General features: G+C 63.4%; 26 protein-coding genes. 13 read left to right on the forward strand and 13 right to left on the reverse strand.

The window, feature by feature from the left end; translation table 11 throughout:
- A partial coding sequence (locus ASE71_RS36665; RefSeq protein ID WP_244497345.1) for an isocitrate/isopropylmalate family dehydrogenase occupies positions 1-331 on the forward strand: 331 nt, incomplete at its 5' end.
- Between the two features lie 116 nt (positions 332-447).
- Here ASE71_RS36665 and ASE71_RS01570 read toward each other — a convergent pair.
- From ASE71_RS01570 to ASE71_RS01615, 10 genes are all read right to left on the reverse strand, one after another.
- Positions 448-1,197 carry an SDR family oxidoreductase gene (locus tag ASE71_RS01570; RefSeq protein ID WP_060517845.1) on the reverse strand — a complete coding sequence of 250 codons (750 nt, stop codon included), beginning with the start codon at positions 1,195-1,197 and terminating at the stop codon, positions 448-450.
- A gap of 20 nt (positions 1,198-1,217) precedes the next feature.
- Positions 1,218-2,060 carry a fumarylacetoacetate hydrolase family protein gene (locus tag ASE71_RS01575; RefSeq protein WP_060517844.1) on the reverse strand — a complete coding sequence of 281 codons (843 nt, stop codon included), beginning with the start codon at positions 2,058-2,060 and terminating at the stop codon, positions 1,218-1,220.
- 42 nt (positions 2,061-2,102) lie between these two features.
- A complete protein-coding gene (locus ASE71_RS01580) occupies positions 2,103-3,125 on the reverse strand; it encodes a hypothetical protein (RefSeq protein WP_034787909.1) in 1,023 nt (340 codons plus the stop codon).
- Positions 3,122-4,015, reverse strand: coding sequence for an SMP-30/gluconolactonase/LRE family protein (locus tag ASE71_RS01585; RefSeq protein WP_060517842.1), 894 nt, complete (start codon positions 4,013-4,015; stop codon positions 3,122-3,124). Before ASE71_RS01585 ends, ASE71_RS01580 begins: the two co-directional genes overlap by 4 nt.
- Positions 4,016-4,024: 9 nt before the next feature.
- Positions 4,025-5,137: a mannonate dehydratase gene (locus ASE71_RS01590; RefSeq protein ID WP_060517840.1), complete on the reverse strand. Its 1,113-nt coding sequence runs from the start codon at positions 5,135-5,137 to the stop codon at positions 4,025-4,027.
- A gap of 19 nt (positions 5,138-5,156) precedes the next feature.
- The gene (locus ASE71_RS01595) at positions 5,157-5,942 is read right to left on the reverse strand and encodes an SDR family NAD(P)-dependent oxidoreductase (RefSeq protein ID WP_034787900.1); all 786 of its coding nucleotides are present in this window, start codon (positions 5,940-5,942) and stop codon (positions 5,157-5,159) included.
- Positions 5,943-6,050: 108 nt separating this feature from the next.
- The gene (locus tag ASE71_RS01600; RefSeq protein WP_034787896.1) at positions 6,051-7,043 is read right to left on the reverse strand and encodes an ABC transporter permease; all 993 of its coding nucleotides are present in this window, start codon (positions 7,041-7,043) and stop codon (positions 6,051-6,053) included.
- The gene (locus ASE71_RS01605; RefSeq protein ID WP_082566297.1) at positions 7,040-8,584 is read right to left on the reverse strand and encodes a sugar ABC transporter ATP-binding protein; all 1,545 of its coding nucleotides are present in this window, start codon (positions 8,582-8,584) and stop codon (positions 7,040-7,042) included. The genes ASE71_RS01600 and ASE71_RS01605 overlap by 4 nt, the downstream gene beginning before the upstream one ends.
- Before the next feature lie 74 nt (positions 8,585-8,658).
- A complete protein-coding gene (locus tag ASE71_RS01610) occupies positions 8,659-9,618 on the reverse strand; it encodes a substrate-binding domain-containing protein (RefSeq protein ID WP_051659114.1) in 960 nt (319 codons plus the stop codon).
- 111 nt (positions 9,619-9,729) lie between these two features.
- Positions 9,730-10,473: a FadR/GntR family transcriptional regulator gene (locus tag ASE71_RS01615; RefSeq protein ID WP_051659113.1), complete on the reverse strand. Its 744-nt coding sequence runs from the start codon at positions 10,471-10,473 to the stop codon at positions 9,730-9,732.
- 200 nt (positions 10,474-10,673) lie between these two features.
- Here ASE71_RS01615 and uxuA point away from each other — a divergent pair, with 200 nt between their 5' ends.
- Together uxuA and ASE71_RS01625 are read left to right on the forward strand one after the other, a co-directional pair.
- Positions 10,674-11,864 carry a mannonate dehydratase gene (gene uxuA / locus ASE71_RS01620; RefSeq protein WP_060517838.1) on the forward strand — a complete coding sequence of 397 codons (1,191 nt, stop codon included), beginning with the start codon at positions 10,674-10,676 and terminating at the stop codon, positions 11,862-11,864.
- An 8-nt stretch (positions 11,865-11,872) separates the two neighbouring features.
- On the forward strand, positions 11,873-12,565 hold the full coding sequence (locus tag ASE71_RS01625; RefSeq protein WP_034787868.1) for an RraA family protein: 693 nt from the start codon (positions 11,873-11,875) through the stop codon (positions 12,563-12,565).
- 33 nt (positions 12,566-12,598) lie between these two features.
- Here the strand turns inward: ASE71_RS01625 and ASE71_RS01630 are convergent, their stop codons facing one another.
- The gene (locus ASE71_RS01630) at positions 12,599-13,081 is read right to left on the reverse strand and encodes an Lrp/AsnC family transcriptional regulator (RefSeq protein ID WP_034787865.1); all 483 of its coding nucleotides are present in this window, start codon (positions 13,079-13,081) and stop codon (positions 12,599-12,601) included.
- A 100-nt stretch (positions 13,082-13,181) separates the two neighbouring features.
- Between ASE71_RS01630 and ASE71_RS01635 the strand changes: the two genes are divergently transcribed.
- From ASE71_RS01635 to ASE71_RS01660, 6 genes are all read left to right on the forward strand, one after another.
- The gene (locus ASE71_RS01635) at positions 13,182-14,678 is read left to right on the forward strand and encodes an aminotransferase class V-fold PLP-dependent enzyme (RefSeq protein WP_082566296.1); all 1,497 of its coding nucleotides are present in this window, start codon (positions 13,182-13,184) and stop codon (positions 14,676-14,678) included.
- Positions 14,671-15,546 (forward strand): MBL fold metallo-hydrolase, encoded by an 876-nt coding sequence (locus tag ASE71_RS01640; RefSeq protein ID WP_060517836.1) that lies wholly within the window; start codon positions 14,671-14,673, stop codon positions 15,544-15,546. Before ASE71_RS01635 ends, ASE71_RS01640 begins: the two co-directional genes overlap by 8 nt.
- Positions 15,547-15,574: 28 nt before the next feature.
- Positions 15,575-16,336 (forward strand): sulfite exporter TauE/SafE family protein, encoded by a 762-nt coding sequence (locus ASE71_RS01645; protein ID WP_060517834.1) that lies wholly within the window; start codon positions 15,575-15,577, stop codon positions 16,334-16,336.
- A 157-nt stretch (positions 16,337-16,493) separates the two neighbouring features.
- On the forward strand, positions 16,494-17,489 hold the full coding sequence (locus ASE71_RS01650) for an SLAC1 anion channel family protein (RefSeq protein WP_034787853.1): 996 nt from the start codon (positions 16,494-16,496) through the stop codon (positions 17,487-17,489).
- On the forward strand, positions 17,489-18,448 hold the full coding sequence (locus ASE71_RS01655; protein ID WP_060517832.1) for a GlxA family transcriptional regulator: 960 nt from the start codon (positions 17,489-17,491) through the stop codon (positions 18,446-18,448). The genes ASE71_RS01650 and ASE71_RS01655 overlap by 1 nt, the downstream gene beginning before the upstream one ends.
- Positions 18,449-18,493: 45 nt before the next feature.
- Positions 18,494-19,792, forward strand: a complete 1,299-nt coding sequence (locus ASE71_RS01660; protein WP_060517830.1) for an amidohydrolase family protein — start codon at positions 18,494-18,496, stop codon at positions 19,790-19,792.
- 17 nt (positions 19,793-19,809) lie between these two features.
- On the opposite strand, the gene ASE71_RS01665 is transcribed toward ASE71_RS01660, so the two are convergent.
- Both ASE71_RS01665 and ASE71_RS01670 read right to left on the reverse strand, forming a co-directional pair.
- Positions 19,810-20,667, reverse strand: coding sequence for a MurR/RpiR family transcriptional regulator (locus ASE71_RS01665; protein ID WP_043614025.1), 858 nt, complete (start codon positions 20,665-20,667; stop codon positions 19,810-19,812).
- A gap of 76 nt (positions 20,668-20,743) precedes the next feature.
- Positions 20,744-21,823: a spermidine/putrescine ABC transporter substrate-binding protein gene (locus tag ASE71_RS01670; protein WP_234852724.1), complete on the reverse strand. Its 1,080-nt coding sequence runs from the start codon at positions 21,821-21,823 to the stop codon at positions 20,744-20,746.
- Between the two features lie 162 nt (positions 21,824-21,985).
- Here ASE71_RS01670 and ASE71_RS01675 point away from each other — a divergent pair, with 162 nt between their 5' ends.
- From ASE71_RS01675 to ASE71_RS01690, 4 genes are read left to right on the forward strand one after another with little or no spacing between them, the layout of a single operon-like run.
- A complete protein-coding gene (locus ASE71_RS01675; protein WP_034787836.1) occupies positions 21,986-23,077 on the forward strand; it encodes an ABC transporter ATP-binding protein in 1,092 nt (363 codons plus the stop codon).
- A gap of 1 nt (position 23,078) precedes the next feature.
- Positions 23,079-23,978, forward strand: coding sequence for an ABC transporter permease (locus ASE71_RS01680; protein ID WP_034787833.1), 900 nt, complete (start codon positions 23,079-23,081; stop codon positions 23,976-23,978).
- A 7-nt stretch (positions 23,979-23,985) separates the two neighbouring features.
- Positions 23,986-24,816, forward strand: coding sequence for an ABC transporter permease (locus ASE71_RS01685; RefSeq protein ID WP_060517868.1), 831 nt, complete (start codon positions 23,986-23,988; stop codon positions 24,814-24,816).
- A 2-nt stretch (positions 24,817-24,818) separates the two neighbouring features.
- On the forward strand, positions 24,819-25,943 hold the full coding sequence (locus ASE71_RS01690) for a P1 family peptidase (protein WP_060517827.1): 1,125 nt from the start codon (positions 24,819-24,821) through the stop codon (positions 25,941-25,943).
- Positions 25,944-25,949: the final 6 nt, after the last annotated feature.

Genomic DNA, 25,949 nt, shown 5'->3' on the forward strand with positions numbered 1-25,949 from the left:
CTCGCTCGGCATGCTGCCCTCGGCCTCGCTCGGCGCACCGGATGGTGTCAGCGGCAAGCGCAAGGCGCTCTATGAGCCGGTGCACGGCTCGGCACCCGACATTGCCGGCCAGGGCATCGCCAACCCGATCGCGATGATCGCGTCGTTTGCCATGTGCCTGCGCTACTCCTTCAACCTGGTGACGGAAGCCGACAATCTGGAGAAGGCGATCGCCAACGTGCTCGACCAGGGCATCCGCACCGGCGACATCATGGCCGAAGGGGCGACGAAGGTCGGCACCACCGAGATGGGCGACGCCATCCTTGCCGAATTCAAGGCGCTGTCGGCGTAAGCGACAACCGATCCCGAACGGCGTCACGCCGACGCCAACAGGCCTACGAAAACCAACACCTCCGGAGCGCATCCGGAGGTGTTTTGCGTTTCACGGCCTTGCGAGAATGCGGCGTCTCAGATCGTGATGCCGCCGTCTATGTTGATTGCCTGGCCGGTAATGAAGGCCGCCTCGTCGGAGGCGAGGAAGGCGCAGATGGCGGCGACTTCTTCGACCGTGCCGAACCGGCCGGCCGGCTGGCGGCTGATGAAGGACCGGTAGGCCTCATCCCGGCTTCCAAGCTTTTCGCCAAGTTCGCCGATGCGCTCTTCCAAGGAGGGTGACGCGACAGTGCCGGGGCAGACCGAATTGCAGCGAATGCCCTGAGAAACGTAGTCAGCTGCCACCGCCTTGGTCAGGCCTATGACGCCACCCTTGGCGGCGCCATAAGCGGCACGCCGCGGGAAACCCTTGATCGAGGAGGCAACCGATCCGATGGTGATGATGCTGCCGCCATTGGCCTTCATCTTCGGGATTGCGCCGGCAATGACGTTGTAAGCGCTGTCGAGCGTAATGTTCACCGAGCGCCGCCAATCGGCGGGCGAGCATTCCTCGATCGTGCCCTGATGCACGTAGCCGACCGCGTGCACGAGGATATCGACCCGGGCGAAGGCGTCGAAATAGGCACCGACCGCCACATGATCCGTCGCATCAAGCCGCGTCGTTGTAACCCCTTCGAGTGTGGCGAGCAGCTCGGCATTGATGTCGCTGGCGTGGACCTCGGCGCCTTCAGCCATCAGTCGTTCGGCGACCGCGCGGCCGATGCCTTGGCCGGCAGCCGTGACCACGGCAATGCGCCCGGTCAAACGTCCCGTCTTTTCCTTCATGGTGAGACCCTTCTGCATGTCTAGAGGGATTGAACGACCTGACGCTGGCGGCCGAGTCCATCGATACCGAGTTCGACCACGTCACCGGGCCCAAGATAGCGCGGCGGCTTCTTGCCCATGCCGACGCCGGGGGGCGTGCCGGTGCAGATGAGATCGCCGGGCTCCAGCACGCAGAACTCGCTCATGTAGGAGACGATGGTCGCGACGTCGAAGATCATGCGCGCGGTCGTACCCGCCTGCATGCGCTCGCCGTTGACGTCGAGCCACATCGACAGGGCCTGCGGGTCCGGAACCTCGTCTTTCGTCACAAGCCAGGGGCCCGTCGGGCAGAAATTCGGGAAGCTCTTGCCCTTCACCCACTGCCCGCCACGCTCCATCTGCCAGGCACGTTCGGAGACATCGTCGACGATCGTGTAGCCGAGGACATGGTCCATAGCCTCGGCGCGCGATACGTTGAGCGCCCGCTTGCCGATGACGATGCCGAGCTCGACCTCCCAGTCCAGCTTCGACATTTTCTCGGTGTGGAGAAGCGGTGCGTTCGGGCCGCAATAGGTGCCGGCCGCCTTGTTGAAGAGGATCGGTTCGGACGGCACTGGCAGTCCCGCCTCTTCCGCATGGTCGGAGTAGTTGAGGCCGACGCACCAGATTGTACCGGGCCTTGCGACCGGCGGCAGGATGTCCGCATCGACCACCGGCATCACAGGGAGCGCCGCGAAATCGGCGCCGGAGAGCACTGCCAAGACACCAGGCAAAGTCTCCGCCGTGAAGTCCTGGACGAGCGAAGACACGTCCCGCGCCTTGCCCTCGCCATCGAGGATGCAGGGCACGGCAGAGCCGTCGACGGTGAGACGCAACAATTTCATTCTCTTGGCCTTTCAGTTGGATATGTCTCAGCGAGCGACCATTCAGCCGATCGGAGCGGCTTCGACGGAAAGCCGATAGCGGGTGGTGAAGGTCTGATCGGGTTCGAAGGCAATCGCCGTTGCAACGCCGGATCCCGCGATGGGGCTGTCGCCCGTGGAGACAGCCGGTCCGAGATCGAAGGCGGATGCGATCGGCTCGACGCCGAGCGCCACGTGCCGCCCATTCCAGGGGTAGGCCTTGCGACCGCGGTTGCTGTACCAGAGCAGCAAGCTTGGGAAATGCTCGTTCTGCCAAGTGAGCCGCGCGCGAAAACCCTCGTCGCGATAGTGGAGCGCGAGGCTGCCGTCGATGCCCGAGAGCTGCAGCAGGTCCTCGGTCTCCTCGACAAGCGGCACCTGCGACGCATCGAGCATGACACCTTTGCGCGTCTCGACCTTGCCGAGCGATAACCATTGCCGATCGGGCGAGAACAGAGCCGCGCCCGGTTCGACATCGCCGGGAAAACTCCAGACGCGATCATGGGCGCCGGGTTCGATCGTGACCGAACCGGGACGGCTCGGCAGTCGGAACGTCGGATGCAGGCCGATCGGCAGGCGGCACGGACGCCGGGCCTCGATTTCCAGGGTGATGTCGATGGAGGGCGCATTTGGATCCGGCACGATCTGCCGCCGCAACAGTCGGATCGGATGGTTCTCCGGATAATGGCATTCCATCGCTATCTGGCGGTCATCGCAGGCACCCCACGCCCAATGGACATTGGAGCTATGGCCATGCGGCACGCCGGCGCCGTCGAAACTCTCACCGTCTACGGACCAGCCTGCAGGAAGCGTGCGGCTGGCGTCGCTGCCGAAAGGCACACACGGCCACTCGCCACGCAATTCCTTCAGGATTTCCGGCAGCGTCTCGCGCTCGGGATCGTTGCCCCAAGGCGCAACTTGCAAGGGGCTGACTTGCCGCCCGTCCGGAAGCAGGAACAGCACCGGGCCGAGCATGCCGCCGAGCGACTGCACCGAGAGGCAGCCATGCGCCCAGGCGAGCGCGCGCCGTGTGGTCTCCGCGCTCACTTTGTAGCCGCCCCGAACCGGTTTTCCGGCATGCCGGCGACCGTGACGCGCATGGCATAGAGGCTGCCGGCGAGACGCTCGGCTGGCCCCGCACCGGCCGTGGTGATGTAAAGCGTCTTCAGGTCGGCGCCACCGAAAGTGCAGGTGGTGATGTTGGTGATCGGCATATCGATCGTCTCGGCAAGGCTGCCATCCGGCGCAACACGGGCGATGCAGCCACCGCCATAACGGCAGTTCCAGAGGAACCCCTCGCTGTCGATCGCCGAGCCGTCGGGCGCGCCGCGATCGAAACCGGTGAAGAAGGGTCGTTCGCCGGAAATCGAGCCGTCCACGGCATGATAGTCGAAGGCGTAAATCTCGTTTGCCAGCGTATCGCCGAAGTAGAAGGTGCTTCGATCCGGGCTCCAGCAGAGCGTGTTGGAAATGCCGAGGCCATGCCGCCATTCGGTGACGGTGCCATCGGGTGCGATCCGGTAGAGGATGCCCTCGCCCGGGGCAACGTCGCCAAGCTGGCCATCCGGAAGCACGTTGTTCTTCATCGAGCCGACCCAGAAGTTTCCGAGGGGATCGGCGCGACCGTCATTCAGCCGAACACGCGGTGAACCGGGCAGGACGAAGCCGTGATCCTGCCGCCGGTCGGTTTCGGGCCACCACCATATGAGCTTCGAGCCGAGAGCGATGAGCAGACGCCCATCTTCACGGGTCAGCGAGATCGCCACCACCGGCTCGTCGAAGAGCCACGTCCTGACCGCGCACGTCGCCTCGTCATAGCGGTGGATCAGAAAGCGGTTGATGTCGGTCCAGTAGAGCGCCGCCTCTTCCGCCGACCAGACGGCGCCCTCGCCGCAGCGGTCGCCGACGGGCGCGACACAGACGAGCTCACGGGCCATCTCCGCCTCCTATTCCGCTGCGATGCTTGTCGGGATCGAACGCGCGGGGCCGAGCGCCTCGGCATTCTGCACAAGCGCCTTCATGTAGCCGAGCGCAAAGGCCTTGCCCGCATGCCAGGAGGCGCCGCAGGTCATGGCCGGCGTATGGTCGGGGATCATCACACCCTGGTAGTTTTCGTCGCGCAGGATGCGGATGATTTCGGCCATGTCGATATCGCCCTCGTCGACGAAGGTCTCGACATAACGCGGCATCTTTCCGCGTACGTTGCGGAAGTGGATGTAGCCGATGCGGCCGGAGCGGGCGAAACGACGAACGTGCTCGTAGATATCCCCTCCCGGCATTTCCTGCAGCGAGCCGAGGCAGAGTTCGAGCCCGTTCGAGGGCGAGTCGGCGATCGCCATCAGCCGGTCGTACTTCTCCGGACGGTTGACGAGCCGCGCGGTGCCACGCAGTTCCTCGGCTGGCGGATCGTCCGGGTGAGCGCCGAGCACCACGCCCGCCTCCTCGGCGACCGGCACGACCTCCTTCAGGAAGTGGCTGAGGCGGTCCCAGAGCTCCGCCGAGCTGACGGAAACGGAGGCAGCGCCGGCGACGCCACGACGATAGCGCATGTTCCAGACCATGCCGTCTGGGATCGGCGCATCCGGGCTTGGCGCGATGCTGTTTTCGACGCCGAAGCCGACGGATTCCGCACCGCCGCGGGCATAGGGGCCGCGGGTCCAGCCATAGACGCCGGCAAGCGAGAAATTGTAGCCGATGCAGGGAATGCCGGCGCGACCGGCGTCGCGAATGAGCTGCTTCAGCCCCTCGATCTGCTGCGCCCGCTCTGGCCCGTCGAGCAACACGTCATGCCAGAAGCGCGGCGAGAAGTTCTCGATCGCCGCCACTTCCAGCCCACCGGCCCGCACGTCCTTCACCAGCGCCGACAGCTCTTCGTAAGTCCAGAGCCGGTCACCGGAGCAATCACCCCAGCCGCCCTGGTCGCCACTGTCGATCTTCGGATCCTTGCCGGCGAAATAGTTGGTGAGATGCGCGACGACGTGGGTCGCGCCCGCCTGCAAGGCAAACTGAAAGTTATCCGGGGTGAGTTGCTCCCGGTAGAGCCCAAGGCCGATTTTCATCTTGTCGTTTCCTATCCGATTATTTGACGCCGATGCCGGCGGTGAGGCCGCCGTCGATGCGGAAGTCCGAGCCGGTGACGAAGGCGGCGCGATCCGAGGCGAGATAAGCGACCAGCTCGGCCACCTCCTCCGGCTCGCCGATGCGGCCGATCGGGTGTGCAGCGCCGAAGCGGGCAAAGGCTTCCGCCTCGCTGACGCCCTCGCCGCCATAGGTGCGGGCTGCAAGCGATAGCAGCGGCGTGCGCACCGAGCCTGGGCTGACCGAATTGACCCGGACCTTCGCCGCCGCATGATCGAGCGCCATGGCGCGGGTCAGCGCATGGATCGCGCCCTTGGAAGCGACATAGGCGGCGACGTTCTGCTGGCAGGCATGACCCTGCACCGAGGAGATGTTGACGATCGCGCCGCCGCCGCGCTTCATCATTTCCGGAATGCCGAAGCGGCCGGTGAGATATATCGAGCCGACATTGACCGACAGGCAGCGCGCAAAGGTCTCGGCGCTGGTGTCGAGCACGGTGCCATAGGGGTGAACGGCGGCGGCATTGACGATGATGTCGAGGCCGCCGTGGCGCAGCACCGCCTCGCGCACGGCCGCTTCGACCTCTGCTTCCACGGCAACGTCCGTCAGTCGGGTCGACATCGGCAAGTCGCGCTCTTTGGCTATGCGGTCGAAGATCTCGTTGGTGGCGACGTCGTTGCCACAGGCAAGCACGGTGGCGCCTGACGAGGCGAGCCGGATCGCCGAGGCAAGCCCGATCCCGGACGTGCCGGTGACCAGCGCGATCTTTCCCTTGAATTCAGTCATGATTGTCTCCGCGATGGATCGCGATGATCCGGGCCGGCGTCGACCCGAGATCATAAGCGTGATCGTTGGTCATAAGGGGGAGCGGGATGCGGACACCCCGCGCCGGTCTCAGCGCACCCGTTCCAGAACCTGGTTCAGGAGCACGGCGCCGAGGATGATCCCGCCGCGCACGACGTATTGCCAATATTCGCTGACATTCATCAGCGTCATGCCGTTGGAGATGCATCCAAGGAAGAGCACCCCGATCAGCGTGCCCCAGATCCGGCCCTTGCCGCCGAAGAGCGAGGTACCGCCGATGATGACGGCCGCGATCACGTCGAGTTCCATGCCGGTCGCCGTCGTCCCGGTGCCGGCCCCGATCTGCGAGGCGATCAGCGTGCCGGAGACGGCGGTTAGCGCGCCGGTCAGGCCCAATGTCAGCGCCTTCACCTTCCAGATGTCGATGCCGGAGAGACGTGCCGCCTCCATGTTGCCGCCGACCGCGTAAACCTCACGGCCGAAGCTTGTGTACTTCATCAGGAAGTGCATCGCCGCGAAGGTCAGCGCAAAGATATAGACCGGGAACGGAATGCCGAAGAGATAACCGCCGCCGAGGAAATCGAAACCGAGCGGGAAGGACGACATCGGGAAGCCGCCGGTGATCAAATTGGCGACACCGCGGAGTGCCGCGAAAAGCGCCAGGGTGGTGATGAAGGTCGGCACGTTGAACCACTGCCGGAAACGGCCGGTGAGATAGCCGAGCGAGAAGCCGAGCAGAAGTGCCACCGCAAAACCGACGGTGACCGCGCCCCAGTCACCGAACGTGTCGGTGAAACGGTCGGCGAACCAGGCAACGATGCAGCCGGCGAGCGCGGCACCGGCGCCGACCGAGAGATCGATCTCCCCGCTGATGATAACCGCCGTCATGCCGAAGGCGATGATGCCGAGCATCGAGACGGTGCGCAGCACGTTCAAGACGTTGCTGGTGGAGGCGAAGCCCGGTGCGACGAAGATCAGGAAAATCACCAATGCGGCGAGAATGATCTCCATCGGGTAGGTTTTCAGAAACTTGAGCGGCGTGTTCTGTCCGCCTGTTTCCGTGGTCTGGCTCACGAGTGTCATTGCTTGGCCCCTTCCATGCACAGGCCGTAGAGTTCGGTCAGGTCGGTTTTCGTCGGATCCACTTCGGCGACGACGGCGCCGTGATGCATGACGAGGATGCGGTCGGCGACTTCCAGCACCTCCTCGAGCTCGGTCGAGACAAAGAGGCTGGCAAGGCCATCGGCGGCCTGTTGCCATATGATGTCGAAGATCTGGCGCTTGGCCTGGACGTCGACGCCGCGGCTCGGCTCATCGAAGAACATCACCGACGGCTGCCGGTTCAACCATTTGCCGATCACCACCTTCTGCTGGTTGCCGCCCGACAGCGACGACACGGGCAGTTCCGGATCGCCGCACTTGATGTGCAGATCGGCGATCTGGCGGCGCACGTGCGGCTGTTCGCGGCGGCGCGAAATGAAGCCTCTGTTGGAGATCGGGCCGAGGCTCGCCATGCAGAGATTGTCGGCGGTCGAAAGCGACTGCACGAGGCCGACCTCCTTGCGATTTTCCGGCGTGTAGCCGAGTCCCGCCTTGCGCATGTCGCGTGGGCTGGCACCGGTCATATCGCGACTGTTGAACGTCACTGAACCGCTGTCGATCCGGTCGGCGCCGAAGATCGCCCTCATCAGTTCGGTGCGCCCGGCGCCGAGCAGGCCGGCGATTCCGAGGATTTCGCCCGGATAGAGATCGAAAGAAACATTCTGAAAATGCCCGGAGCGGCTGAGATCCCGCACCTCGAGCACCGGCCGGGTGCGATCGAGCGTGCGCCGCGGCGGCCGCGTTGCGCGGGCGGCATCGCCGAACATCATGCCGACGATCGCCGAAGGCGTCGTCGCCTTCATCTCGACCGCGCCGATGTAATGGCCGTCGCGGATCACCGTGCAGGTATCGGCAATCTCGAAAAGCTCGCTCATCCGATGGGTGATGTAGATCATCGTCACGCCGCGGGCGCGCAGCCGTTCGATCAGTGCGAAGAGCTGCTTGACCTCGCGCGACGCCAGCGCCGAGGTCGGTTCGTCCAAGAGCAGGATCGACGGGTTGAAGGACATCGCCTTGACGATTTCCACCACCTGCTGCTGGCCGACGCTCAGCGCCGAAACCGGCTGGCGGGAATCGATCGCAAGCCCCATGTCGGCAAGCAATTCGCCGGCGCGCTTGTGCAGGCCCGCCCAGTCGACGACGCTGAAACCGGCGCGACGCCGATGCGGCAGCCGGCCGAGAAAGATGTTCTCGCCGACAGAAAGCTCCGGCACCAGCGAGAGCTCCTGGTGCACGGTGACGATGCCGGCGGCAAAGGCATCATGCGGCGAGGTGAAATGGCGATCCTCGCCATTGACACTGATCGTGCCCGATGTCGGCTCGGTGACGCCGGCAAGCAGCTTGACGAGCGTTGATTTGCCCGAGCCGTTCTTGCCCATCAGGGCATGCACCTGGCCGGGGGCGAAGCTGTGGGTGAATTCGGAGAGGGCGACAGTCGGACCGTAACGCTTGGTCACGGCCCGAAAGTCCAGCCGTCCCTGCACCCCTTGCAACGCGGCTGAACTCGGTTGCGGATAGCTCATGCGGATTTCCTGCTGTGCAAGACGAGGGAGTGGCGGGCGCGATGTCCCGCCGCTCGGCTGACGTCAAAACCCAATCACTTCAGCGCCTTCAGGCCTTCCTTGTAGGCCGCGACCGCCTGCGTATCGGCGCGCGTCAGAGGCAGCACCGGCACGTTGACCTTGGTCTCGATCTTCTTGCCGTCGAGCAGGTTCTGTGCCGCTTCGATCGCCTGCTTGCCGACCTCGAGCGGCTGCTGCGCCGTCGTTGCCTGCAGTACGTTGTCGGAATTCAGCAACATGTTGGCGAGCTGCTCGGAACCGTCGGTGCCGAAGACGAAGACCTTGCCTTCGAGGCCTGCCTTTTTCACGGCCTGGACCGCACCGATCGTGCCGCCCTCGTTGGCAGCGTAGATCACCTGGATATCGGGATTGGCCGTCAGCATGTCGCTTGCGACCGCGAGCGCCTTTTCGGCAAGCCAGGCATCCTGCTGGGCGACGATATCGACCTGGTCCTTGACGACGCTTAAGAACCCGTCGACGCGGGCGTTCGACTGTTCAGGCAGCAGTGCCTTGAAGGCGAGCGTGCCGATCTTGACCTTGCCACCATTGCCGAGGGTCTTCAGGAAGTCGGTTGCGGCGTTGCCTGTGCCGATGCCGATATCGCGGTCCGAGCTCGTCACCGTCGCCTGGGCGACGTCGCCATTGGCCGAAGTGCCGTAGGTGACGACCGTGATGCCAGCATCACGCGCCTTCTTCAGCGCCGGCACCGAGGCATCGGCCGAAAGCGGCGCCACGACGATCGAGTTCACGCCGCGAGCGATGTAGGTGTCGATGAGCTGCGCTTCCTTCTCCAGCTTGCTGTCGCTGTTGCCGGCGAGAAGCTCGTCGCCGGCGGCTTCCGCAGCCTTCTCCATGCCGATCTGGATGCCGCGGAAATACTGGTCCTGCTGGAAGACGATGCCAGCGATCGCCTTGCCGCCAGCAAAGGCTGCGCCCGGCGCAAAGCTGACGGTGGCAAGAAGTGCGGCAAGCGCCAGACGTTTCATGTTGCTCATATTGGTTCTCCTCCCAAGTGCCCTGTTCGTGCCGCCGGACCAACGGGCGAAAATCCGGCAAATGGCTGCCCGCACCGCGTGAAGCGCGGTTCGGACCCAATCTCCAAATGTTTATCGTGGCTGCGAGCTGCCCGGCACGGCATCGACGAAGCGGATGCCGAACTCCAGATGACGGCTCATCAGGTAGACATAGGCGATGCGGTCGCGCGCCCTCAGCGCCCGGATGATCTCGGCATGCGCCTCGAAGGTCGCCGCGTGCACCGGACGTTCGGCCTTGCCGAGCCGCATGACCTCCTCGATCACCGAACGCAGCATGTGATAGGCGGCAAGCGTCGTGCGGTTGCCCGAGAGTTCGACGATCGCCGAATGGAACTCATAGTCGCACTGTGCGGCTGCCTCGACGCTCTCGGCCTCAAGGATCCTGGAATTGATCGCATCGAGCCGGTCGAAATCGGCGTCGCTGGCCGTCAGGATGATGTGTTCGCCGACACCGGTCTCGATGATGCGGCGGAAGCCCTGCAGGTCATGAAACGAGTCCGGTGAGATACCGTTGTGAAAGGCAAAGAGCCGGCGGATCGCCTCGCCGTGGCCACCGCTGATCACGGCGCCCACCTTCGGCCGGGTCTCGACCATGCCATAGGCGCGCAGCACCTGCAGCGCCTCGCGCACGGTGTTGCGGCCGGCCTGGAACTGTTCGCCGAGATCACGCTCGGTCGGCAACGCGTCACCGACACCAAGGCCACGCTCAGAAATCATGTCGCGGATCTGCTCGACCAGCCGATCGACGGCCGAGGTCTTGCCCGGCTCCACGGCCTCGACGCCCGACAACACCTCTTCCCTTACCGAACTGCTCACCGGCTCTCCTCCCTGCGATGCCTTATTTGTTGGTCCAGATTGCAGTTTCCGTCAAGCGAAATTTGAAGGCCTCAGCTTAATCGGTGATTTTCACGCGAAATCTCCGCTTTCAGACTTGAATTGTTGGACCAATGGGACATTATTGCCGGGCGTGGTCCAACAATAGCCACGGAAGCGGGTAGGAGTTCTGCATGAGACTGATGGAAGAGTGCTTTCGCTGGTACGGGCCCAACGATCCGGTGCCGCTCAGCCACATCCGGCAGGCGGGCGCCACAGGGATCGTCTCGGCGCTGCATCACATTTACGACGGCTCGCCGTGGTCCGATGAGGCTATCCTTAAGCAGAAGGCGCTGATCGAGGCGGCCGGCCTGCGCTGGAGCGTCGTCGAGAGCATTCCGGTGCACAATTCGATCAAGCTCGCGACGCCAGATAGCGATCGCTATATCGGCTGGTACAAGGATACGCTTCGCGCCCTGGCACGTTCGGGCATCAGCATCGTCTGCTACAACTTCATGCCGGTGGTCGACTGGACGCGCACGGAACTGATGCAGCCTTTGGCCAATGGCGGCTTTGCGCTGCGCTTCGATGCTGTCGATTTTGCCGCTTACGACCTCTTCGTCCTGCAGCGTCCGCATGTGGAGGACAGCTACTCAACGCAGCAGATCGCCGCCGCCCGCCAGCGTTTCGACGAGATGGACCAGGCGAAAATCGACCGGATCGAACGCAATCTGATCGCCGGTCTTCCGGCCACCGAGCGCCAGTTCAACCGGGCGAGCTTCCTCGCAGCCCTCTCGGAATATAATGGCGTCACCGCCGACATCTTGCATGAGAACCTCGCGCGCTTCCTCAGGGAGATCGTGCCGGTCGCAGAAGAAGTCGGTATCCGGCTCTGCATCCATCCGGATGACCCAGCCTTCTCTCTCTATGGCCTGCCGCGGATCGTTTCGACGCCGGCCGACGTCCGGCGCATTCTCGCCGCCGTCGACAGTCCGGCCAACGGCATCACCTTCTGCACCGGCTCTTACGGCACACGCTCCGACAACGATTTGCCGGCCATGGTGCGCGAATTCGGCCCGCGCATCCATTTCGCCCATCTGCGCAACGTCCAGCGCGAAGAAGACGGATCCTTCTACGAGGCCGACCATCTTGGCGGATCGAGCGACATGCCCGCGGTGATATTGGCATTGATGCAGGAGCAGGAGCGCCGCGTCCGCGAGGGTCGCACCGACTGGCAGATCCCGCTTCGGCCCGATCACGGCCATCTGCTCGCGGACGATATCGGCAAGGAGCGGATCAACCCCGGCTATTCGCTGATCGGGCGCTTGAAGGGTCTCGCAGAAATCAGAGGCGTCATGCAGGGCATTGCAACGGCCATGGCGCACAAGGATTGAGGGAAGACATGAAACATTTTGAAGACGATACCGAACTCTTTACCGCCATGCGCAGCCGGCTGTTCACGGCCGTGGTCGGCGACATTCTCGACACGATGGGCCTGCAGCACCAGTTCCTGCCGCCGCAGATCAAGGCGCTGCGCGACGACATGGTCGCTGTGGGCCGCGCGATGCCCGTGCTGGAGGCGGATTTTTTCGCGACCGCTGAGGCCGGCGGCCATTCGGAATTCAGCGCCAAGCCTTTCGGCCTGATGTTCCATGCACTCGATAGCCTGAAGGAAAACGAGATCTACGTCTGTTCCGGCTCGTCGCCGCGCTATGCGGTCTGGGGCGAACTGATGTCGACGCGAGCAATGAAACTCAAGGCGGCCGGTGCGATCTGCGACGGCTATTGCCGCGACAGCGCCGGCATTCTCGCGCTCGATTTCCCGACCTTCTGCTACGGCTCCTACGCCCAGGACCAGGGCCCACGCGGCAAGGTCGTCGACTACGGCATCCCGATCGAGATCGGCGGCATCCGCATCCGGCCGGGCGACATCCTCTTCGGCGACCGCGACGGCGTGCTCGTCATCCCGAAGGAGGCGGAGCGCGAGGCGATCGCGCTGGCGCTGGAAAAGGCCGAGACTGAAAACAAGGTGCGGCTGGCGATCGAGGCCGGCATGAGCACCGTCGAGGCCTTCGAACGCTTCGGCGTCATGTAACGACAGAATGATGAGGTGCCGGGAGACGGCGCCTCACCTCAACCGGCTCAGATCCACGGGGCGACCGTTGATGATCGCCTCCATCGAGAAGAAGCCGGTGACCGTGGCGAGGTCGAAATTGGTGATGAGCTTCTGGTAGAAGGTGTCATAGCCGCGCATGCCGCGGGTCACCACCTTGATCAGATAATCCCAATCCCCGCCGATGCGATAGAAATCGATCACCTCCGGCAACCGCTCGACATGCTGCCGAAAACCGTCGCTCCATTCCTTGGAGTGATGGCGGGTGCGGATCATCACGAACACGGTGAGATCCAGCCCCAAAGCGTCGAGATCGATGTCTGCATGCGAGCCCCGGATCACACCGATTGCCTGCAGGCGCTGGAGGCGCCGCCAGCAGGCGTTTTGCGACAGGCCGACCTTTTCGGCCAGATCCCGCTGCGACAGCGACGAATCTTTTTGCAATGCGGTAAGAATGTTCAGATCGAAAGCATCGATTTTGAGCGACGATTCGATCATTTGACACAATTCCTCGATGAAACCGCAGAAGATAGGTGAGGTTTTCGACCCTGGACGGGATTACAATTGCTGTCAATGTCCGCTCCGAGGAGTAAGCGCGATGATCGTGCCCGCCGTCCACCAACCCTGCGAGGCGCTCTCGCCGCTCGCCCGGTTCCGCCAGTCCCTGAACCGGCCGGGTCTCGTCGCCGAGCTACGCGACGACCTGGTCGGAGCGAAGGCGCGGATCGCCGGTCCCTACGGCACGAAGGCACTGGTCTATGCCGACTACGTCGCCTCCGGCCGCGCGCTGCGCGTGATCGAAGATTTCGTGCTCGAAGAGGTCCTGCCTTACTACGCCAACAGCCACACCGAAGCCTCCTATTGCGGGGGCTTCATGACCCGGATGCGGCGGGAAGCGCGGGCGCTGATCGGGGAATTCTGCGGCGCCACGGCCGACCATGCCGTGATCTTCACCGGCTCCGGTGCGACCTCCGGCATCAACCGTCTGGTCAAGCTCGTCGGCGTTAGCGACGCGGTTGCTGCCGGCCAAACCGTCCGCGTCATCATCGGCCCCTACGAGCACCACTCCAACATCCTGCCCTGGCGCGAAAGCGGCGCTGAGATCGTTGAGATCGCCGAATGCCCGGCGGGTGGACCGGACCTCACGGAACTTCGCAAAGCGCTGAGCGTTGGCTCGTCCGACCTGACAGTCTGTACCCTCTCGGCCGGCTCGAACATCACCGGCATCACCAGCGACGTGGCCGCGATCACCCGCATGGTCAAGGCTGCCGGTGCGAAGATGATCTGGGACTATGCCGGCGCCGGCCCCTATGTTCCAATCGCCATGTCTCCCGTTTCCGGTGCCGAGATCGACGCCATCGTCGTCTCGCCGCACAAGTTCATCGGTGGCCCGGGTGCTTCCGGCATCCTGATCGTTCGCCGCGACAGTGTCACGACCGACAAGCCGACCTGGCCGGGCGGCGGCACGGTGAAGTTCGTTTCGCCGGATACACACGACTACAGCGCCAACATCGAGGCCCGCGAAGAGGCCGGAACGCCGAACGTCGTCGGTGACATCCGTGCAGCCCTTGCCTTCATCGTCAAACACGCGATCGGGCTTGAGAGCATGGAGCGGCGCAACCGCGAACTGGCGGAGCAGGCATTTGCCGCCTGGAGGGCCATTCCGCAACTGGAACTGCTCGGCTTGCAAGAACCGGACCGGCTGCCGATCTTTTCGTTCCGCATCAGGAACGGCAAGGGCGGCTATGTCCACCAGCAGCTCGTCACCCGCATGCTGAGCGACCGCTTCGGCATCCAGGCGCGCGGCGGCTGCGCCTGCGCCGGACCTTACGTTCATCGGCTGCTGTCGATCGATGCCGAGCACTCCGAACAGATCCGCCAGGCGATCCTTGCCGGCGAGGAAATCGAGAAGCCGGGTTTCACCCGGCTGAACTTCAGCGTGCTGCTTTCGGAAGACAAGGTGAAGTACATTCTCGATTGCGTCACGCAGCTCGCCGCCGACGCGCCGAGCTTCGAAGCCGATTACGATTTTGACCCCGCCCGCGCGATCTTCTTCCCGTGCGCCGCGGCTGAAGAGGCCCTCGCCTATGCATAAGCCCGATGTGACCGGCTTCTACGATCCCCGCACCGGCAGCATCCAATATGTCGTCGCCGACCCGGCGACGGGCAAATGCGCGATCATCGATCCGGTGCTGGACTTCGATGAAAAGTCCGGCTCGACCGCGACGCGGAATGCCGATGCGATCCTCGACCATATCGCCGCCAAGGGTTTGACGGTCGAGTGGATCCTCGACACCCACCCGCACGCCGACCATTTCTCGGCGGCGCGCTACCTCAAAGCGAAGACCGGCGCGCCGACGGCGATCGGCGAACATGTGAAGGGCGTGCAGCGGATCTGGAAGGAGATCTACAACTGGCCGGACTTCGCCTGCGACGGTTCGCAATGGGACCGGCTGTTTGCCGACGGCGAGACGTTTCAGATCGGTGAGCTCAAGGCCCACGTCATGCATTCGCCGGGACATACGCTCGCCTCGATCTCTTACGTGATCGGCGACGCCGCCTTCATTCACGACACGCTGTTCATGCCCGACAGCGGCTCGGCCCGCGCCGACTTTCCGGGCGGAAGCGCTGCCGACCTCTGGCGCTCGATCCAGGCCATTCTGGCACTGCCGGACGAAACACGGCTCTTCACCGGCCACGACTATTGCCCCGGCGGCCGCGAGGCGCGCTGGGAAAGCACGGTCGCCGAACAGAAGGCCACGAACCCGCACGTTGCCGGCAAGTCCGAGGCCGATTTCGTCGGCCTGCGCGAGGCGCGCGACCGCACCCTGCCGATGCCGAAGCTCATCCTGTACGCGCTGCAGGTGAACGTGCGTGGCGGCGAGCTCCCTGTCGCCGAGGACAACGGCCGACGCTACCTGAAGATACCGCTCGACGCGCTGCCCGGTTCGGTCTGGGGGTAGCGGCATCGTGGCGGACCCCTTCCAGCAGATGCTGCTTGCGATCGGCTCCGGTTCGCTCACCGGCTTCACGCTCGGCCTGATCGGCGGTGGCGGCTCGATCCTGGCGACGCCGCTCCTGATCTATGTCGTCGGCATCCGCGACGTGCACACCGCGCTCGGCACCGGAGCGCTTGCGGTTTCCGCCAATGCCTATCTCAACCTGATAAGCCACGCGCTCCGCGGTCATCTCTGGTGGCGCTGCGCGCTGATCTTCACGGTCGCGGGTTCGCTTGGCGCCTTTTTCGGCTCCAGCCTCGGCAAGCTGATCGATGGCCAGCGATTGCTGTTCCTCTTCGGCCTCGTGATGATGTTCGTCAGCTTCGCCATGCGGAAGGTCAGGTGCGACACGGCGGCGACACCGCAGTCGCTTTCGCTCGGCACACACGCCAAGACCGGCTTGACAGCGCTTCTGACCGGCACCTGTTCCGGCTTCTTCGGCATCGGCGGCGGTTTCCTCATCGTTCCCGGACTGCTGCTTGCGACCGGCATGCCGCTCATCAACGCTGTGGGCACGTCGCTGCTTGCTGTCGGCACCTTCGGCCTGACGACCGCGATCAACTATGCCGCCTCTGGATTGGTGGATTGGCGCATCGCCGGCTACTTCATCCTGGGTGGCGTCGCGGGTGGCGTGATCGGCACGATCGTTTCGACGCAGCTTTCGACCCAGCGCGATACGCTGACCAAGATTTTCCGTGCGATCATCTTTTCCGTCAGCCTTTACGTTCTCTGGCGCAGCTACGGAGCCGTGTGACCGGCTTCGCCGTCCGCAATCCATATGACGGCGCGACTGATCGGTCCTTGGCCGGAAACATACGCAGCGAGTCCGGAATCGTACTATCTGGATCATTCAAGACAACGGCGTGGCGTGTTTTAATCCTGTCAGCACTCTTTCGGACAGGAATAATCCAATGACCGTTCAATCCATGGACCTCTCGAACAGCACGCCGTTGACCCGCAGGTCGATCTCGCAGCTTCCGATCAACCTGTTCGCCTCGGTAATGGGCATAACCGGCCTGAGCCTCGCCTGGCGCGAAGCCACCAGGACGATCGGTCTGCCGGCCCTTCCCGGCGAATATGTCGGCTGGCTCGGGACTTCGATCTTTCTAAGCCTTGCGCTCGGCTACGCTTTCAAGTGGCACCGCCATCCGGCCACGGTCGCCGCCGAATTCGCCCATCCGGTTCAAAGCAACTTCTTCGCAACGGTCGCAATCGGCTTGCTTCTGCAGTCAGCTTTTCTGAACCGCTATAGCCCGCTGCTGTCAGAAGTCGTCTGGACGGCTGCGTCGGCGCTGACCTTCGCCCTCGCCTATGTCGTCGCCAGGGGCTTCCTCGGCCGGCAACAGTCGCGCGATACGACGCTGCCGCCGCTGCTCATCCCCGGTGTCGCCACTCTGGATATCGCCGTTACCGGCCACGCCATGCCGTTCGCCTGGGCACATGAGGTCAACATGCTTGCCTTCTCGGTCGGCAGCGTCATCGCCGCAGTCTTCATTGCGCTGATCTTCTCGCGGTTGCGCCATGAAGATCCACTTCCGGCGCTGGCTCGGCCGTCTCTCATGGTTCTGGTCGCCCCCTTTGCCGTCGGCTTCCTCGCCTATACCAATGTCACGGGTTCGGTCGATCTCTTCGCCACGGTCCTGTTCTACTTCGCGCTGTTTCTGATGCTCGTCCTGTCGCCGATGGTATTCCGCTCCCATGTCCCCTTCAGCGTCGGCTGGTGGGCGATCAGCTTTCCGCTTGCTGCGCTCTCGATCGCCTTCTTCCGGTATGCTGCGTCTGCCGAGAGCACCGTCCTCACCGGGCTGGCTGGACTGTTCTTTCTGTTTCTGGCTGGCGCGATTGCGGTTGTCTTCTATCGGACGATCAGCATCATCCTCACCGGCAGATTGTTCGAGGTTCGCTAATGGCCGTTCACAAAGTCGCGATCGTCGCAATGCAGGGCGTCCAGCTCCTCGACGTTATCGGCCCTTCGGACGTGTTCGCGGAGGCCAACCGTCAGAGTGGCACCGACCATTATTCGGTGGAGGTCGTCAGCGCCTCCACCGCCCCGGTGCGTGGGTCTTCCGGGCTGACCCTCCTTCCCGACCGTGCGATGGATGACGGCATTGCCGACATCGATACCCTGCTGGTTGCCGGGGACCCGCTCATTCACGAACGACCGCTTCCGATATCGCTTCTGACTTGGGTGAAGGACGCATCCGCCCGTGCCAGTCGCTTCGGATCGGTATGCTCCGGCGCCTTCGTGCTCGGCGAAGCGGGCCTGTTGAACGGCAGGCGGGCGACGACGCATTGGTCGCAAGCGGCGGAATTCGGCAAGCGCTTTCCGGAGGTGAAGCTCGAGCCCAACCGCATCTTTACCAAGGACGGCAATGTCTGGACCTCGGCGGGCGTGACAGCCGGCATCGACCTCGCACTTGCCATCGTCGAAAAGGATCTCGGCCTGGACATCGCCTTGAAAGTCGCGCGTGAACTTGTTGTCTTCCTCAAGCGACCCGGCGGCCAGACCCAGTTCAGCACGCTCCTTGCCGGCCAGCTTGCGCAGAAGACCCCTATTCGCGCGGCGCAGGACTACATTGCCGACAACCTCTCTGCCGATCTCGGTGTCGGGGCGATCGCCAGGCGCACCGGCATGAGCGAGCGAAACTTCTCCAGGCAATTCAAGCAGGAGGTGGGCATGACGCCGGCTGACTATGTTGAGAGCATGCGGCTTGAGGCGGGGCGCAGATTGGCCGAAGACACAAGCATCCCGCTCAAAAAGATTGCGACCGATATCGGCTTCCATGACGATATCGCCTTCCGTCGTTCCTTCGTTCGTCGATTCGGCACGTCGCCGGCGGCTTATCGAAAGAGCTTCGGCTCCTAAGCCTCGCTCAAGGCCCGCGCCGTTACCGCCACCGGAGAAACCAGCATGTTCGACCTGATCATCCGCAATGCCAATCTTCCGGACGGACGGCTTGGCGTCGATGTCGGCGTCAAGGGCGGCAAGATCGCAGCGATCGAGATGGCTCTTGCCGCGACAGCGGGCGAAGAAATCGACGCCACCGGCCGCCTGCTCAGCCCGCCTTTCTGCGACCCGCATTTCCACATGGACGCGACGCTGTCGCTCGGACTGCCGCGGATGAACATTTCGGGCACGCTGCTGGAAGGCATCGCGCTCTGGGGCGAGCTGCGCCCGATGTTGACCAAGGAGGCGCTGGTCGAGCGGGCGCTTCGCTATTGCGACCTCGCCGTCAGCCAGGGCCTTCTTGCCATCCGCAGCCACGTCGACACCTCCGATCCACGGCTGGTGACGGCCGAGGCACTGCTGGAGGTAAAGGAAAAGGTCGCGCCCTATATCGACCTGCAGCTCGTCGCCTTCCCGCAGGACGGCTATTTTCGCGCGGCCGACGGCGAGGCTTCACTGAACCGCGCACTCGATATGGGCATCGGCATCGTCGGCGGCATCCCGCATTTCGAGCGCACGATGGAAGATGGCACCCGCTCGGTGGAAGTGCTCTGCCGGATCGCCGCAGACCGCGGCCTGCCGGTCGACATGCATTGCGACGAGACCGACGATCCGATGTCGCGCCACATCGAGACGCTGGCGGCTCAAACGGTCCGTTTCGGACTTCAGGGCCGCGTCGCCGGATCGCACCTGACTTCGATGCACTCGATGGACAACTACTATGTCTCCAAGCTGATCCCGCTGATGGCGGAGGCGGAGATCAACGTGATCCCCAATCCGCTGATCAACATCATGCTGCAGGGACGCCACGACACCTATCCCAAGCGCCGCGGCATGACGCGGGTTCGCGAGTTGATGGCGGCCGGCCTCAACGTTTCCTTCGGGCACGACTGCGTCATGGATCCCTGGTACTCGATGGGTTCGGGCGACATGCTGGAAGTGGCTCACATGGCCATCCACGTGACGCAGATGGGCGGGATCGAGGACAAGCGCAAGATCTTCGACGCCATCACCGTGAATGCAGCGAAAACCATGGGCCTTGAAGGCTATGGCCTCGACGTCGGCTGTAAGGCCGACCTCGTCCTGATGCAGGCGGCCGATGTCAGCGAAGCGCTGCGGCTGAAACCGAACCGGCTCTGCGTGGTCAAGGACGGCAAGGTCATCGCCAGGACGGCGCCGCGCATCAGCGAACTGCTTCTCGACGGCCGGCCGGCCTCCATCGACATCGGGCTGGATTACATCCCGCAGACGTCGGCGCCCTGAGCTTTCGGACTTCGATTTCAATCCTCGAAGTCGCCGAAGACGTTCTGTAGCCGAGTAAGCTGGGCGACGCGCTCGCCGACCTCGTCGCCGAGGACGACGATGATGTTGCTCAGAAGCAGGTCCATGACCGCGACGGTCGTTGCTGCTCCATCCCAGAGCGGACCATGGGACCCGGGCACGACGAGGCAGATGTCGGAGACCTCCGGCGCCCAGGGGCAGAACTCGTCGGTGAAGAGGATGACCTTGACGCCGGCCCGACGCGCCTCCTCCGCCAAGGGCCGCGCCTTGGCGGCGAAGCGGCGTACGTCGTGCAGGAACAGCACGCGTCCCTCGACGGAACCGTCGAGCAGCTCGGCATAGGTGCCGTTGAGGCCATCGACGAACTGCACCCGCGGCCGGGTATAGGATAGCTGGCTCGCGAAATACTGCGCGATGCCGCGTACGTTCTGGTAGGCAGCGACATAGACCTCGCTGGCAGCAATCAGAGCGTCGATCGCCTGCTGCCATTCCGGCGCGGTCGTCAACTCATAGATCATGCCGAGATTGTCGATCTGCTGCTGGATCAGGCCGGCAAGCAGCTTGCCTTCGCGGTTGTCGTCGCGCAGACGGCCAACCGATCCCTTCACCTGCCAGGCAGGATTGTTGGAGCCGTCGCGCCGAAGCTCTAGTTTCAGCTCGTCGAGACCGTCGAAGCCCATGCGCCGAAGATAACGCCCGACCGTCATCGGCGAAACTTCAAGCCGGGTCGCGATCGAACGCGCCGTCTCGAAGGGAATGTCGGCCAGATTACGCTCGATGTAGTTGGCGATGAGCTTATCAGATTTCGAGCGTCTGAGCTCGTCGCTGCGCACCAGCTTCAGGATTCGCTGCGCCACGTCCCCTCCCCTTGCATGATCGGAGCGGGACGCCGGCAAGCTAGCGCCGCATATCCCGCTCCGTCGCATCGCCTGTTTATTGCGCCGTCTTCACCTTCGTCCAGACCCGATCGAGCTGGCGCACGCCGGGGCCGAGATCTTCGAAGATCTGCAGCTTCTGCATGGTTTCCGGCGGCGGGTTGATTTCCTTGCTATTCTTGATCTGCTCGGGGGTCAATTGCCGCGCAGGCACGTTGGCCGTGCCGTTCGTCTGCTGCTCGATGTTGAGCGCCGCCACTTCGGGACGCGTGTAGAACTGCATGAACTTTACGGCGTTCTCCTTGTTCGGCGCGGTCTTCAGAACGCAGATATCCTCCTGATACATCGTCGCGCCTTCCTCCGGGATCACGTAGCCGAGATCCTTCGGATTGCCGAAGACGTCGACCATCGAGCCGACGAAGAAATGACCGGCCGCCACATCGCCGGCCGCGACCATCGGGCGGGTGTCATAGGTGAAGGCGGCGACATCCGGCTTCATGGCGATGATCGTATCGGCCGCCTGCTGCAATTCGGCAGGGTCGGTGGAATTGACCTTGTGGCCATTGAGGATGAGGCCGACCGACAGCACCTCGCGCATGTCGTCAAGCAGCGTGAATTTCAGGCCTTTGGCCTTCACGGTTTCGATCAGGTCGCGCCAGCCGGTCACGTCCTTGCCGAGCAGCGTGCGGTTATAAAGGATACCGACCGTACCGAAGGCATAGGGCAGGCAATATTCGCCCTTCGGGTCGCTCTTGGCGCGCAGGAACGTCGGGTCGATATTCTTGAAGCCCTCATAGGTGTTGATGTCGGTCTTTTCGAGCAGGTCGAGCTTGGCCATGATGTCCTGCATGTGCACCGACGGGAAGACGATGTCGTAACCCGTGGCGCCACCCTGGATCTTCGCCAGCATCTCCTCGTTGGAGGAATAGGTCGAGAGGTTGACCTTGATCTGGGTCTCCTCCTCGAACTTCTTGAGGACAGCCGGATTGATGTATTCGCCCCAGTTGTAGATGTTGAGCTCGGCCGCTTGCGCCGTGCCGAAAAGGGCTGTCAGCGTCGCGAGGGACAGTGCCACTGTGCGCGCACGGGTCGCGAAGGCTCTCCTGCCCCCGCGGGTCGTCCCGTTTGTCATCGTCATCGAAATTCTCCTCTGATGGTTCTGGCCGGACGGCCTGACACGACCTTGACCGGCCGCTTCCGGATCACGGCTTCTCGTGGCCGTTGACTCCGATAGGCAAATGGTATCCATATATCGAAAACGCACAAGCGTTATTTGCATAACATTTTGGGGAACAGAAGTATGCAGAATTCCATCGTCCGGCTGGTGGAGGCGAGCAAGGCCTTTACCACTCCGGAAGGCGGCACCGTGACCGCTCTCGACCGTATAAATCTCGATGTCCGCCGCAACGAATTCCTGACCTTGCTCGGTCCCTCCGGTTGCGGCAAGACCACACTGCTGCAGGCGATCAGCGGCTTCGTCGAACTCGACGGCGGCTCGATCCTGATCGACGGCGAGGACATGACCGACCGGCCGCCCTATCGTCGCCCGGTCAACACCGTCTTCCAGAACTACGCGCTGTTTCCACATATGACCGTCGGCGAAAACGTCGCCTACTCGCTGGAGGTGGCGGGCGTTGCCAAGCCGCAGCGCCGGGAAAAGGTCGCGTCCGCCCTGAAGATGGTCGGGCTCGAAGGCATGGAAGCACGCAAGCCGCGCCAGCTCTCCGGCGGCCAGCAGCAGCGGGTGGCGCTCGCCCGCGCCATCATCGCCCGGCCGAAGCTGCTTTTGCTCGACGAACCGCTGTCGGCGCTCGACAAGAACCTGCGCCAGGCCATGCAGATCGAACTCAAGACGCTGCAGAACGAGCTTGGCATCTCCTTCATCTTCGTCACCCATGACCAGCAGGAAGCGCTGACGATGTCGGATCGCGTTGCCGTGCTATCAGGCGGGCGCATCCAGCAGCTCGATACGCCTCGCGCCATCTACGACCATCCGGTCAACACGTTCGTTGCAACGTTCATCGGCGCCAGCAATCTGTTCGAAGGCAGGCTCGACGGCGACCGGTTGATGACGGCTGACGGCATGGCGATCCGCCACCGGCCCTGCGAGCGGAAGATTTCGGCAGAGGCAACGGCGCTGATCCGTCCGGAACAGTTCTTCCTCGCCGAGGACAACGCTCCCTTCCCGACGATCGACGTCGATCTCGACCAGATCGTCTTCGTCGGCTCCACCTTCGAGCTGTTCGGTCGCACCGCCGAGGGCCGCAAGGTCGTCGCCGAGATTCCGGCCAACCGCCGCAGCCTCGTTGGCACGGTCGAGCAGACCCGTAAGGCGCGACTTGCCTATGATCCAGCCGCCGTGCACCTGATTGGCGAAAGCGCAGGTGCCTAAGATGACGATCGCCAGTCGCCGCCGCTTCCAGCTTGCACTCCTGCTCGGGCCCGTCTCGGCCTTTCTCGCCGTCTTCTTCCTCGGGCCGCTCGCGATCATGATCGTGACCAGCTTTCTCGCACCCGGCCTTTATGGCGGGGTGGAATGGACCTTCTACCCGCATAATTTCGGCCGCATTCTCGGCTTCGCCGATCCGATGTTCGAGGAGTTCGATCCGATCTACATCGCGATCTTCCTGCGCTCGATCGAGATCGCGGCCCTTACGGTGCTCGCGACCCTCCTCGTCTGCTACCCCGCGGCCTTCTGCATCGCCCGGCTTTCCGACCGCTGGAAGAACTTCTGCCTGTTCCTGATCACACTGCCCTTCTTCACCAGTCTGATCGTGCGGCTGTTCGTCTGGGTGCTGATCCTGCGCCAGACCGGCCTCGTCAACGAAGTGCTTCTATCCACGGGGCTGATCGAACGGCCGCTCGACCTGATCTACACCAAGGGCGCGATCATCCTCGGCATGACCTATGTGTTCATTCCCTTCATGTTCATGCCCGTCTATGCCAGCGTCGAGAAACTCGACTGGACGCTGGTGCGCGCCTCGCTCGATCTCGGCGCCGGCCCCGTGCGCACCTTCTTGCGCATCATCCTGCCCTTGACCGCACCCGGCATCGCCGGCGGCTCCGTCATCGTCTTCATCCCGGCGCTCGGCAACTTCGTCGTGCCGGCGGTGCTTGGTGGCGCCAAGGTGATGATGTTCGGCAACCTCATCGAGCAGCAGTTCCTCGCCGCCCGCAACTGGCCCTTCGGTGCAGCACTGGCGATGATGGTGATGAGCGTCATGCTGATCATGATGATCGCCCATGTCATCCTTTCCGGACGGCGCGGCGCTGCCGCCGCACTGGCACGGTGAGGCGCCCATGAAGATCGCTCGATCCCTTTTTACCGGTGGCCTGCTTGCCTACACCGGCTTGTTCTTCGCCTTCATCTACATCCCGCTCGTGGTCATCGCCGTCTATTCGTTCAACGCCAATCCGGTGAACATGATGACCTGGACCGGGTACACCACCGAATGGTACGCTCAGGTTCTCGGCTTCAAGACCAAGGTCTCCGAGAGCGCGCTCTACATCGAATCGACGGGGCAGCTGCTGCAGGCGGTGTGGAACAGCCTGGTCATCGCCGCCTCGACAACGGCCATTGCAACCGTCTTCGGCACGGCGATCGCGATTGCGCTCTACCGCTTCGAATTTGTCGGCCAGCGCTTCTACCGGGTGGTGATGTTCATGCCGATGCTGATGCCGGATATCGTGCTCGGCATCGCGCTCCTGATCTTCTTCGTCAATTCCGGCATCCGGCTGGGCCTGACGACGATCATCATCGGCCAGTGCACCTTCCTGATCTCCTACGTCTTCATCGTCGTCTCGGCCCGCCTTGCCGGCATGGATCGCACGTTGGAACACGCGTCGGCCGACCTCGGCGCCAACGAATGGATGACCTTTCGTCGGGTGGTGCTGCCGCAGCTTTTCCCGGCGATCGTCGGCGGCGCGCTGCTCGCCTTCATCATCTCGATGGACGATCTCGTCATCACCTATTTCATCGCCGGCGTCGATGTCACGACGCTGCCGATGTTCATCTTCTCCATGCTTCGGCGCGGCATCAAACCGGAGATCAACGCCATCGCCGTGATGATGCTGACCTTCTCCTTCGTCGTCGCCTCGCTCGGCCTTTACCTTCGCTCCCGGCAGAAATGATCATGAACGACAAAACCTCTACGCCCTCCAGCGCCCGCGCCCGCGATATCGGCCTGCCCTTTGCCGGCCGCACCGGCCGCTTCAACGCCATCACGGATGTCGAAGGCATTGCCGTCGGCTTCCGCACTATCGAGGAGCAAACGCCGCGACCCGGCCGAAAGCGCCCGGTGCGCACCGGCGTCACCGCCATCCTGCCGCATGCCGGATCGGAAACACCGGTCCCGGTTTATGCCGGGGTGCACCGCTTCAACGGCAACGGCGAAATGACCGGCACCCACTGGATCGAGGATGGCGGCTTCTTCCTCGGACCCGTGATGATCACCAACACCCATGCGGTCGGCATGACCCACCACGCCACCATCCAATGGATGCTGGAGCGCTACAGGACGACCTACGACACCGATGATTTCCTCTGGCTGATGCCGGTGGTCGCCGAAACCTATGACGGCGTTTTGAATGACATCAACGGCCAGCCGATCACGGAAGCCGATGTGCACGCCGCACTCGACGCTGCCGCGTCCGGCCCGGTCCAGGAAGGCAATTGTGGTGGCGGCACCGGCATGATCGCCTATGGCTTCAAGGGCGGCACCGGCACCGCCTCGCGCGTCGTTGAATTCGGCGGCCGCGACTACACGATCGGCACGCTGGTCCAAGCCAATCACGGGCAACGCGACTGGCTGACGATCCGCGGCGTTCCGGTCGGCGAACACATGCGCGACGGCACGCCGCAAAGCCAGATGCAGGAGCGCGGCTCGATCATCGTCGTGATCGCGACCGACCTGCCGATGGCACCGCATCAACTCAAGCGCCTGGCGCGACGGGCGGCGATCGGCATCGGCCGCAACGGCACGCCCGGCGGCAACAATTCCGGCGACATCTTCCTCGCCTTCTCCACCGCCAACACCCAGCCGATGGCCCACAAGGCGCCGCCGCGACTGTCGCTGGAAATCGTCAACGACGAGCTGCTTGACCCCGTCTATCTCGCGACCGTCGACAGCGTCGAAGAAGCAGTGGTGAACGCGATGATCGCGGCCGAAGATTCCGGCGGCACAGCCCATGATCGCTTCAAGATCCGGGCGATCCAGCATGAGCCTCTGATGGAGGTTATGCGGGCCTATGGCCGATAACCGACG

Origin of the sequence: Ensifer sp. Root954 (assembly GCF_001429005.1) — a bacterium.
Lineage (GTDB): Bacteria > Pseudomonadota > Alphaproteobacteria > Rhizobiales > Rhizobiaceae > Ensifer > Ensifer adhaerens.

What these genes read in the sequence shown, in the direction of transcription:
- ASE71_RS01645 (WP_060517834.1), top strand. Translation starts at nt 15,575, where the DNA reads ATGCTGCTTGCGATCGGCTCCGGTTCGCTCACCGGCTTCACGCTCGGC.
- ASE71_RS01680 (WP_034787833.1), top strand. Translation starts at nt 23,079, where the DNA reads ATGACGATCGCCAGTCGCCGCCGCTTCCAGCTTGCACTCCTGCTCGGG.
- ASE71_RS01630 (WP_034787865.1), bottom strand. Translation starts at nt 13,081, where the DNA reads ATGATCGAATCGTCGCTCAAAATCGATGCTTTCGATCTGAACATTCTT.
- uxuA (WP_060517838.1), top strand. Translation starts at nt 10,674, where the DNA reads ATGGAAGAGTGCTTTCGCTGGTACGGGCCCAACGATCCGGTGCCGCTC.
- ASE71_RS01570 (WP_060517845.1), bottom strand. Translation starts at nt 1,197, where the DNA reads ATGAAGGAAAAGACGGGACGTTTGACCGGGCGCATTGCCGTGGTCACG.
- ASE71_RS01675 (WP_034787836.1), top strand. Translation starts at nt 21,986, where the DNA reads ATGCAGAATTCCATCGTCCGGCTGGTGGAGGCGAGCAAGGCCTTTACC.
- ASE71_RS01660 (WP_060517830.1), top strand. Translation starts at nt 18,494, where the DNA reads ATGTTCGACCTGATCATCCGCAATGCCAATCTTCCGGACGGACGGCTT.
- ASE71_RS01655 (WP_060517832.1), top strand. Translation starts at nt 17,489, where the DNA reads ATGGCCGTTCACAAAGTCGCGATCGTCGCAATGCAGGGCGTCCAGCTC.
- ASE71_RS01640 (WP_060517836.1), top strand. Translation starts at nt 14,671, where the DNA reads ATGCATAAGCCCGATGTGACCGGCTTCTACGATCCCCGCACCGGCAGC.
- ASE71_RS01635 (WP_082566296.1), top strand. Translation starts at nt 13,182, where the DNA reads ATGATCGTGCCCGCCGTCCACCAACCCTGCGAGGCGCTCTCGCCGCTC.
- ASE71_RS01650 (WP_034787853.1), top strand. Translation starts at nt 16,494, where the DNA reads ATGACCGTTCAATCCATGGACCTCTCGAACAGCACGCCGTTGACCCGC.
- ASE71_RS01600 (WP_034787896.1), bottom strand. Translation starts at nt 7,043, where the DNA reads ATGACACTCGTGAGCCAGACCACGGAAACAGGCGGACAGAACACGCCG.
- ASE71_RS01575 (WP_060517844.1), bottom strand. Translation starts at nt 2,060, where the DNA reads ATGAAATTGTTGCGTCTCACCGTCGACGGCTCTGCCGTGCCCTGCATC.
- ASE71_RS01605 (WP_082566297.1), bottom strand. Translation starts at nt 8,584, where the DNA reads ATGAGCTATCCGCAACCGAGTTCAGCCGCGTTGCAAGGGGTGCAGGGA.
- ASE71_RS01625 (WP_034787868.1), top strand. Translation starts at nt 11,873, where the DNA reads ATGAAACATTTTGAAGACGATACCGAACTCTTTACCGCCATGCGCAGC.
- ASE71_RS01690 (WP_060517827.1), top strand. Translation starts at nt 24,819, where the DNA reads ATGAACGACAAAACCTCTACGCCCTCCAGCGCCCGCGCCCGCGATATC.
- ASE71_RS01595 (WP_034787900.1), bottom strand. Translation starts at nt 5,942, where the DNA reads ATGACTGAATTCAAGGGAAAGATCGCGCTGGTCACCGGCACGTCCGGG.
- ASE71_RS01610 (WP_051659114.1), bottom strand. Translation starts at nt 9,618, where the DNA reads ATGAGCAACATGAAACGTCTGGCGCTTGCCGCACTTCTTGCCACCGTC.
- ASE71_RS01670 (WP_234852724.1), bottom strand. Translation starts at nt 21,823, where the DNA reads ATGACGATGACAAACGGGACGACCCGCGGGGGCAGGAGAGCCTTCGCG.
- ASE71_RS01585 (WP_060517842.1), bottom strand. Translation starts at nt 4,015, where the DNA reads ATGGCCCGTGAGCTCGTCTGTGTCGCGCCCGTCGGCGACCGCTGCGGC.
- ASE71_RS01590 (WP_060517840.1), bottom strand. Translation starts at nt 5,137, where the DNA reads ATGAAAATCGGCCTTGGGCTCTACCGGGAGCAACTCACCCCGGATAAC.
- ASE71_RS01685 (WP_060517868.1), top strand. Translation starts at nt 23,986, where the DNA reads ATGAAGATCGCTCGATCCCTTTTTACCGGTGGCCTGCTTGCCTACACC.